We start from the raw sequence: 8,698 nt of genomic DNA on the forward strand, positions 1-8,698 counted from the left end.
AGCTCACTCCGGTCGAGTTTGAGACAATCTACTTAGCCGCACACGCGGCCTAGAGACCACCCACCCCCCGTGTCAACCAAAGTCTGGGCAGTCCCATCGGCTTGTCGACAATTGCTGAGTCCAGGTCTTCGGCGTACGGACATAGGCTCAGTCGATGGATGAAATTTTGAGGCTGCAGCGGCATGAAGACCTCAGCATGATGGAACTTGATGTACTGAATAAGCTTTTCGACAGTGAGTACTTCAGCGATTACGGCCGGTGGAACCCCGACGCACCGTACGGCTACTCACCAGCTGACTTCCATGTCTTGGCATTTCAAGGACCTACTCTGGCAGCGCATGTCGGCTTTCAACGTCGCGTCATCTCAGTAGGAACCAACGATGTCGTTGTGGCCGGCACAGGAGGCGTGCTGGTTGATCAACGCTTTCGCGGTACTGGTCTCGGCGGCCGAGCGATGCGGCACGCTCAAAAGGCGATGCGTGATGAAGCCGGAGTCGACTTTGGTGGCTCTCCGTGGTTCGTGGTGAAAGCGGGTTTCGTGTCGTAGGAACTGAAGGGCTCGTGGCCCTGCTGGGATGGATGTTCTTGACGCATTCATCACTGACAGGAACCACGAGCTTTGATCGAGCCTACTGCGGCGCCGCTGGACGCTGCCACCATCATCTTCAACCTGCCCGACTACCGAGTTGTGAGCGCGGAAGTCCTCGCTTTCGGGCAACGCCGAGTCAGGGTCGAATCCGTCCTGGAAGCTGGCTGCCGGGGCTGTGGAACGATCAGTCATCGCAGGCACTCCCGGCGGTTCCAAAAAATCCGTGACGTTCTGGTCGCGGGTCCGGTCGAGGTGCTCTGGCGCAAGCGCCGGTTCTTCTGCGACGAAGCTGGGTGCTCCCGGAAGACCTTCGCGGAGGCAACGCCGCAGGTCCCTGCGTTCTCCCGCTCGACTGCACGCCTGCGCACCTCCCTGGTCGACGCGGTCATCAGGTCCGGACGGTCGGCCACGGAAGCAGCGACAGCGTTCGGCGTGTCGTGGTGGCTGGTCCAGCGTGCGCTGGACGCCGCTGTCGTTGAGCTGCCGGACGTCGACACGCTGGCCCCGGTGAAGCTGGGAATTGACGAGCACCGGTACCGGTCCGTGCGGTTCTTCCAGAACCACACGACGAAGGCCTGGACACGGTATGAGCCCTGGATGTCGACCATTGTGGATCTGGACACCGGACAGGTTCTGGGCATCGTGGACGGCCGTGACAGCACCGGTGTCGGGGACTGGCTGAAAGCCCGCCCGCTGGCGTGGCGTCTTGGCGTGCAGGTGGTCGCGATCGACCCGTCCGCGGCGTTCCGGAAAGCGCTGCGGATGTGGCTGCCTCGCACTGCCGTGTCCGTGGATGCGTTCCACCTGAGCATGCTCGCCAACAATATGGTGACCGAGGTCCGTCAACGTGTCACTTAGGAGACCAAAGGCCGGCGTGGACGGGCCGCGGACCCGGTGTGGGCGAACCGCCGGCTGCTGCTCAAGGGCGCGGAGAAACTCTCGGAGCGGGCCAGGAACAGGCTTGACGTCGTCTTCACGGTTGATGATCCGACCGGCCGGCTCGAGACAGCGTGGCGGGTCAAGGAAGCCCTCCGCGCGCTCCTGGGTGCCGGGTCGCTCGCAGACGCCGACGCGGCCAAAGCCGTCCTCAAGGACCTGGTAGACCGGGCCGGGCAACCGGAAACCACCCGGCTGTTCCGGACGGTGTGCCGCTGGTGGGACGAGATCGAGGTCCTCGTCATCACCGGCGCCACCACCGCGAAAGTCGAGGCTAACAACACCGCCATCAAGAACATCAAACGCACCGGACGCGGCTTCGTGAACAGCACCAACTACAAAACCCGTATCCTCTTGAGAAGCGCAGCCAGAACGGCACGCTGATCATCTCCCCAGCAGTGGAAATCACCACGAACCACGGAGAGCCGTTTTCCCGGCCAGACCCATGACCGGGACCAGCCCCGCGGCCGACACGAGATTCGGATCATCAAAAGCGCTGGAAATAGCCGACGGGGTATGCGTAGTTGCATCTACGGAAATGCTCCTCTGCAAAGCGAAAACGGAACTCTAGACAAGTCCTGTCTTCCTTGATCAGAAGGGTATTTCCGGTTTAAAACGCCGGACCGGCCTCAACCCAACCGGTGGATTCAGGTTTAGCGCCCGTTGACAATTGGCTACCTTCCAACTGCACCAGTGGGGTTGAAACTGCCGTAGAGCATTTCCACTCCGGCCTTCGGCGCGCCGAACTTCTCATTTGCGGCGGCGGCGCTCGGCGGCTCGCCCCACGGCAGCTTTCCGACAACCAGCTTCGGCACATTGATGTACACGCGGTTGTCCATGCTGTGCGTCACCGCATCCAGTGGGATATACGTATCGCGGTCAAACACGATGCCGCGTTTGACCAGCAGGTATCCCGGATCACCGCCTTCGGCGGCCACAACCTCGACCACGTCGCCGATCTCGCCGCGGTCCGAGCCAACCACAGTGTCGCCCGGCGAGGGCGTCTGCTGTGCAGGTGCAGCAAGGCCGGCCAGGAATTCATCCACTTCCATCACCATGTTGGCGATCAGTGGATAGTTCACATGGATCGATGCCTCATAGGCGGGCAGGCTTTCCGCACCGATCGCGTCCGACAGGAAAGTCACCGCATAGCCGTGCTCAGTGGCATGGCGCCCGGTGGACTCACAGCACAGATTGGCTGTCATGCCGGCGATCACCAGTTGTTCGGTGCCGAGTCGTTCCAGATGGTTGCGAAGGTCTGTTTCGAAAACGTCCGTGCCCTTATGGGGCTCCAGGATGATGTCCGTGCTTTCGGGCTGCAAATCGGGGTGGAAATCTGCGCCCCAAGAGCCGGCAAGGAACATCTTGTTCTCAAACATCAACCGGTTGATGCCGCTGCGCTGCTGGAACCGGGCGTCGGCGTAGTCCTCTTCCGTGTAGGCCATCGGTCCGAAAAGCACGGGCACGCCGGCAGCGCGTGTGGCGGAGATCAGTCGCTGTAATTGACTCACCACATTGTTTTTCTTCACCGTGGATTTGGTCATTTCCCAGGCTGCACCGCCTTCGGACAGGAAATCGTTGACCGGGTCGATCACCAGCAGGGCGGTGCGCTGCGGGTCGAATCCGGCGGTGTGCCCGCCGGTTGTATCTGCCTTGGTTTCACTCATGGTGTCCTCCTGGATATCGTTTATCTGTTTGCGACGATCGAGGCTTTGTTCATGCGCCCTGACCGGCCATCTGCATCAGTCCGCCGTCCATGACGTAGGTGGCTCCTGTCACGTAGTCGCCATCGGGCGAGGCAAGGAAAACAGCGAGCCTGCCGATTTCTGACGGTTCCGCGGCACGCTTGAGGGGAATGGTCTTGACCTGCTCCTTCAGGTACTCCGGGTCATCGATTGCCTTCTGGTTGAAGGGGGTGAGTACCATTCCCGGGGCGATGTTGTTCACCGTCATGCCGAGCTCGGAAACTTCGAGGACAAGGGTTCGGGTGAGGTTCCGCAGTGCGCCCTTGGAACAGTCATAGTCGGCTGCACCGGCCCGGGGCTGTTCCTCGTGCACCGAGGTGGTGTTGATGATCTTCCCGCCGCCGCCCTGCTGCTTCCGATGGTTGATGAAGTGTTTGCAGCAGATGAGCTGGCCGATGAGGTTGCTGCGCAGCGTGCGCTCAAAGTCGGCGATCTCCAGATCGGCGACGTAGGTTCCGGAGGCGTCAGCGCTTGCGTTGTTCATCATGATGTCCACCCGTCCGAAGGCGTCGAAGGCCGCCGCGAACATCTTTTTGACCTGCTCTTCGTCACCGTGGTCGCCCTGGACGATGATCGCCCGGCGGCCGTGGGACTCAACCTGCTGCTGTGTGGACTCTGCGCCGTCGCGGTCGTGGAAGTAATGGACGATGACGTCGGCACCCTCCCGCGCAAATTCGACTGCCGTGGCCTGGCCTATTCCTGAATCCGATCCGGTGATGAAGGCGACCTTGTCCTGTAGCTTTCCCATGAGTGTTCCTCTCCGTACTTGCAGTGGTTCAGTGGTATCAGGCCTGTCCGGCCTGGGCGTCCTCGGCTTGGGTAATTGCCCACGCCGCGTTGATCAGGCCGATGTGTGAAAGCCCTTGGGGGAAGTTACCGATCAGGCTGCCGTCTTTGATGTCGATCTCTTCCGAGAGGAGCCCGAGATCATTGGCGTACCCGGTAACTGCCTCGAAAATTTCCCGCGCCCGTTCAGGTTCGCCTGCCATGGCCCGGGCTGTGGCCAGCCAGTAGGAACAGATGATGAACGCACCCTCACCCCCGGAGCCCGTCCACCGCTGGATCAGGTTTCCGGTGGTGAGTTCACGCTCGATCGCGTCCAGGGTGGCCAGTATGCGGTCATCGTCGGCCGGTAGAAATCCCATGATCGGCATCAAAAGCACACCGGCGTCGAGATGCTCCGAGCCGAAGGCACCGGTGAACGCCTTGACGCTGCTGTCCCAGCCCTTTTCGAGGATTGCGTCACGGACCCTGTCCCGTTCACGCTCCCACACCGGGACCTTCTGGGCAGCGCCGAGACGGTCGGCGAGCTTCAGCGCGCGGTCCAGCGCCACCCAGCACATCAGCTTGGACGTCACGTAGTCCCGTGTTCCTTCCCGCCCTTCCCAGATGCCGGAGTCACGCTCCTGCCATGTTTCTGCGGCCTTGTCGCCGACAGCAACCAAGAAGTCCCGGGTCTCGGCGGGGAATTCGCCGAGTTGTTCCCGCAGAACCCACGCGCACTCGAACACTTCGCCGAGGACGTCAAGCTGCTTCTGGCCCCAGGCGTCATTGCCCACGCGGACCGGCCGCGACTCGGCGTAACCCGCCAGATGATCCAGCTCGTGTTCCGTGAGGTCGTGCTCTCCGCCGACACCGAACATGATCTGCAGATGTCCCTCACCGAGCGCTCCGGCTGACATGGTGATCCAGTCAAAGAACTGGTGCGCCTCGTCCGGGCAGGCCGCTACCCAAAGCGCCTTGAGGGTCAGACTGCCGTCACGAAGCCAGCCAAAGCGGTAATCCCAGTTGGCGCTGCCGCCCGGCTCCTCCGGCAGTGAAGTAGTCGGCGCGGCTACAACTGCTCCGGTAGGGCTGTAGGTGAGTGTCTGGAGCACCAGGGCGCTGCGGTGCACCTGCTCCCGGTAAGCGCCGCGGTAGCCCTGGTGAATCTCACTCCAGGACCGCCACGCGGCGATTGTGTTCTCCAACTCGGAAGCGCCGTCGGTTGCCGGCGGCGGTGGGAGGACGGCATCGCGGTGATGAAGGGCGAAAACCGTAGCTTCTCCTGCCTCCAGGGTGAAGGTTCCACCAAGAGACCCGTCCTCGACAGTGAGGCTGAGTCCAGCGGTCAGCGTCAGGCGGTTCGCTCCGCCGCTGATCGACCACCCGGTGGTGGTCTGCACGAAATGGGGTGTGATCAGCCCGTATTCCGGTCTCGGTGCAACCTCGACCGTCACTTCCACACTGCCGCGGGTGACCTCCACCTGGCGCAACAGCATATGCGGGGAATTGTGCCCCACTTCGTGACCCCGTTCCCCCGGGCCAAGCGCCAGGGCATCGGTCAGCAGCAGATCCCCGTTGTCACACTGGAACTCCGTCTCGAGCACCATGGTGCCAGGGAGATAGCGGCGAGTGACCGTATAGTCTCCGGCTGGCCGGATTGTCCAGTGCCCGGTGTCGTAGTCCAGCAGGCGGCTGAAGATGCTGGGGGCGTCGAACCGTGGAGGGCACCACCAATCGATCGAGCCGTCCCGCGAGACCAAGGCAGATCCCTGGCAGTCCCCGAGCAGCCCGTAGTCGGAGATCTCGGCCGTCTTAGCACTCGGTGCCTGCACAGTGAAGCTCCCTCGTCGTCTGCCTTTCAACCTAAACCTTCCCCGTGGGGGAGAGTCAAGAGGCCCGCAGACCCCGCTGGGACAGAAGGATCAACTTTCTTCCCGTTGTGTACGCTGGGTTGCAGAACCCTCCTTCCCTTCCTCCTACGTTGGGATCACCAGTTCACTACTACAGGCGGAGACGATGATGTCTACAGCAGATGCAGCACACTCGGCCGACACACACGGCGGTTTCGCCATCGGCAGGAGAGTTATGGCAGGAGTCGTGGGCGGAATCGCCGGCGGCCTCGTGTTCGGCATCCTCATGATGATGATGGGGATGTTGCCGACGATCGCCTCGATGGTCGGCAGCCAGTCGGCCGGTGTCGGGTTCGCCATCCACATGCTGATATCCATCGGCATCGGGCTGGGCCTGACGGTGCCGTTTGCATCGCTGCTTTCGACTTACCCGCGGGGAGCCGTCATCGGCCTGGTCTATGGAGCGATCTGGTGGGTCCTCGGCCCGCTACTGCTCATGCCGACGATGATGGGCATGCCGTTGTTTATGATCGATGCCACTGCGATGATGAGTTTGATGGGCCATCTCATCTATGGCCTCATCCTCGGACTTGTTGCTGTGGGTGTGCTTCGAAAGAACGCATGAACACCGTCTGCGGAGTCGACATAGCCGAGGCAGCCCGACGTGACCGCCAACCGTGGTCGCCGCAGATTGGGGAGGCAAACCCTTTGGCAACAGGTCCGGTCTGGCATCCGGGATCGATGAACTGGCCCTGGTCGATATCGACGACACCATCAAGGAAGTCTACGGCTATCAGAAACAAGGCTCCGGCTACGGATACACCGGAAAACGAGGGCTCAACGCCCTGATCGGGACCATCACCAGCCAAGAGTCCGCCCCGTTCATCGGCGGCGCAAGACTGCGCAAAGGAGCGGTGAAGTCCGCCCGCGGGGCAGGCGTGCAGCGCGAAACTGCCCCAACCGCATCCAATACACGCATACCTGGCCGCAAGCCGAGCTTGCGGCAGACTAGGTCGAGCTTCGCCTCCTGAGCTGCATCCAGGCCCGTATTCTCGTCCTCCCAGACCGCGCGGGAGTAAACCATCGACGACCCAAGCACGAGCGCATAGAAGTCGTTGCCGACGTCGTAATGGTGTGAAACTGCGGCGGTGTCGCGCTTCTTGGAATGCTTCCGCCCCGACGGGGTGACGTCCATTTCTTCCGGCGGCGGCGCAGGCGGAAGTCCCAGCGCGCCAACCCGGACGGCGGTCCTGAGCAGTTTCCAACGCTCGCCCGGGGTAGGGGGACGGAAAGCCTTGAGCTCGGCGAACTTATTCACGGAACTCCGTACAGAGAAGCTTTCGAAGAGGTCACCGGGGCCGTCGAAATTGCCTGCCATACGCGCGGCTCAAGCCGAGCTGATTCGGCGACCAGAGCATGCGCCGCAATTCCCTCCGGGAACGGAACTCAATCAACGGAGCGTTGACGGGCCTCGCCTCCGAGCCGTCCCACGCTTGCAGCCTCAGCGGAATCTCCCGGTGCCGAGGATGATCCCCAGCGCATCGGCCAGCCGTGGTGCCACTCCCTTTTTCTTCGCCATGGTTCCTTGGTACTCCGATTTGTCCGCGGGAACCAGTGGTTGCTGGACGCTACGCAAACGCGCGGATCCTCGAGTTCCGGCGTCCGAACAGCCCGATCAACCGTGAGCCGTCCCGCGATTCTTGCGGCGCGGCATGCCTTCCCTCAGGTCTTTCGGGCAATCGCACGCAACGCATCGGCATCACGGATGGTGATTTTTCCGCGGCTCTGCCTGATCATGTCGTTTGCGGCGAATTCGGCCATGATCCTGCTGGTGGCTTCCCGCGTGACTCCGAGGATTCCTGCGAGCTGCTCGTGCGTCAGGCGCACCGACGCCGCCTGGCCGAATCGCGGGGCGGGCGCAGCGTCCGCAAGCGTGACCGCGGTCTTCGCCACCCGGACGGCGAGGGGTCGCGTTGCCAGGTCGAGAAGCCGTTCTTCCAGGCTCAGGACCTGCTCGCCGAGGTACATTGCAACCTTCGCGGCGATGCGGGGGTCGGACAGAAGGTACTGTTCAACGTCCTGCGAATCCAACCGGCAGACGGCTGAGTCTTCGACCGCCTCGGCATAGTTGTCGTACATCTGCTGACCCACCAGGGCCATCTCCCCGAAGACGGCCCATGGTTCAAGAAGGGCCATGGTCATAGCCTTGCCGCCTTCGGTGACATGGAAGATTCGGATCCGGCCCTCCTTGAGGATAAAGAGGGCCGTGACCGGCTGTGCCTGCGAGAAGACCAATTCGCCGGCGGAAAATCTGCGCAGCGGCATCATGAGCTGCATCCCCTCCCTCCCGTTTAGTGCTCGTATCCTGCCTTAGACGGCAATCAGCATGTAGCGGTTGAGCCAGGACAGGCGAAAAAAGGCGGCATTTTCCACACTCGACGCACAGGTTAGGGCAAAGGGCTAGCACCAGATGCAACTCCGCGGGGTTCCCCGGGTACCTCTTGTTCTGCTCATGCGAAGGGACTGTACCGGGTGGGCACCGACAACCAGTGCCCCTACTTTTGCTGTCGTGTTTTACGGGGTCATCCACCTGTGGGCGGATGGAGCCCCGGGGGACCAGCTCAGAGCCGTCCACCTGGGGGTGAGCTGCAATTCTCTCGTGGGGCAGCAATGGCGTCGTGTGTGGACAGGTTGTCCATCAGTGGCACAAATTTTTTTGGTGGTCTCAACCGGTCAATGCACCGCTACTTGGCAGGATGAGTGGTGGAGGTGTGTGTGGAGTTCACGACGGAGCAGCAGCAGGCAATCTGGGA

Annotated in this window: 7 protein-coding genes and 3 pseudogenes; 4 read left to right on the forward strand and 6 right to left on the reverse strand. The window is 61.9% G+C overall.

Features of this window, described 5'->3' with window-relative positions:
* Window positions 1-154 precede the first annotated feature (154 nt).
* Both IWX75_RS17195 and IWX75_RS17200 read left to right on the forward strand, forming a co-directional pair.
* The gene (locus IWX75_RS17195) at window positions 155-547 is read left to right on the forward strand and encodes a GNAT family N-acetyltransferase (protein ID WP_196823480.1); all 393 of its coding nucleotides are present in this window, start codon (window positions 155-157) and stop codon (window positions 545-547) included.
* Between the two features lie 141 nt (window positions 548-688).
* Window positions 689-1,909, forward strand: a pseudogene (locus tag IWX75_RS17200) (ISL3 family transposase).
* Between the two features lie 290 nt (window positions 1,910-2,199).
* Here the strand turns inward: IWX75_RS17200 and IWX75_RS17205 are convergent.
* Genes IWX75_RS17205 through IWX75_RS17215 form a run of 3 tightly spaced genes read right to left on the reverse strand, consistent with a single transcriptional unit; the run spans window position 2,200 to window position 5,867 of the window.
* Window positions 2,200-3,192 (reverse strand): isochorismatase family protein, encoded by a 993-nt coding sequence (locus IWX75_RS17205; protein ID WP_196823481.1) that lies wholly within the window; start codon window positions 3,190-3,192, stop codon window positions 2,200-2,202.
* Between the two features lie 49 nt (window positions 3,193-3,241).
* On the reverse strand, window positions 3,242-4,018 hold the full coding sequence (locus tag IWX75_RS17210) for an SDR family NAD(P)-dependent oxidoreductase (protein ID WP_196823482.1): 777 nt from the start codon (window positions 4,016-4,018) through the stop codon (window positions 3,242-3,244).
* A 37-nt stretch (window positions 4,019-4,055) separates the two neighbouring features.
* Entirely contained in the window at window positions 4,056-5,867 is a 1,812-nt protein-coding gene (locus IWX75_RS17215) for a glycoside hydrolase family 15 protein (protein ID WP_196823483.1), read from the reverse strand.
* Window positions 5,868-6,051: 184 nt separating this feature from the next.
* Here IWX75_RS17215 and IWX75_RS17220 point away from each other — a divergent pair, with 184 nt between their 5' ends.
* Both IWX75_RS17220 and IWX75_RS17800 read left to right on the forward strand, forming a co-directional pair.
* Window positions 6,052-6,510, forward strand: a complete 459-nt coding sequence (locus IWX75_RS17220; RefSeq protein WP_334684453.1) for a hypothetical protein — start codon at window positions 6,052-6,054, stop codon at window positions 6,508-6,510.
* A gap of 100 nt (window positions 6,511-6,610) precedes the next feature.
* Window positions 6,611-6,820: pseudogene (locus tag IWX75_RS17800) on the forward strand (IS1380 family transposase); the annotation flags it as partial.
* Between the two features lie 89 nt (window positions 6,821-6,909).
* On the opposite strand, the pseudogene IWX75_RS17805 reads toward IWX75_RS17800, so the two are convergent.
* The 3 genes and pseudogenes from IWX75_RS17805 to IWX75_RS17230 all read right to left on the reverse strand — a co-directional run.
* Window positions 6,910-7,263: pseudogene (locus IWX75_RS17805) on the reverse strand (class I SAM-dependent methyltransferase); the annotation flags it as partial.
* A gap of 123 nt (window positions 7,264-7,386) precedes the next feature.
* Entirely contained in the window at window positions 7,387-7,521 is a 135-nt protein-coding gene (locus IWX75_RS17810) for a hypothetical protein (protein WP_334684454.1), read from the reverse strand.
* 86 nt (window positions 7,522-7,607) lie between these two features.
* Complete coding sequence (locus tag IWX75_RS17230) at window positions 7,608-8,222, reverse strand: Crp/Fnr family transcriptional regulator (protein WP_196823484.1); 615 nt, start codon at window positions 8,220-8,222, stop codon at window positions 7,608-7,610.
* Between the last annotated feature and the right edge of the window lie 476 nt (window positions 8,223-8,698).

The organism is Arthrobacter sp. CAN_A6 (assembly GCF_015751715.1).
Classification (GTDB): domain Bacteria; phylum Actinomycetota; class Actinomycetes; order Actinomycetales; family Micrococcaceae; genus Arthrobacter_D.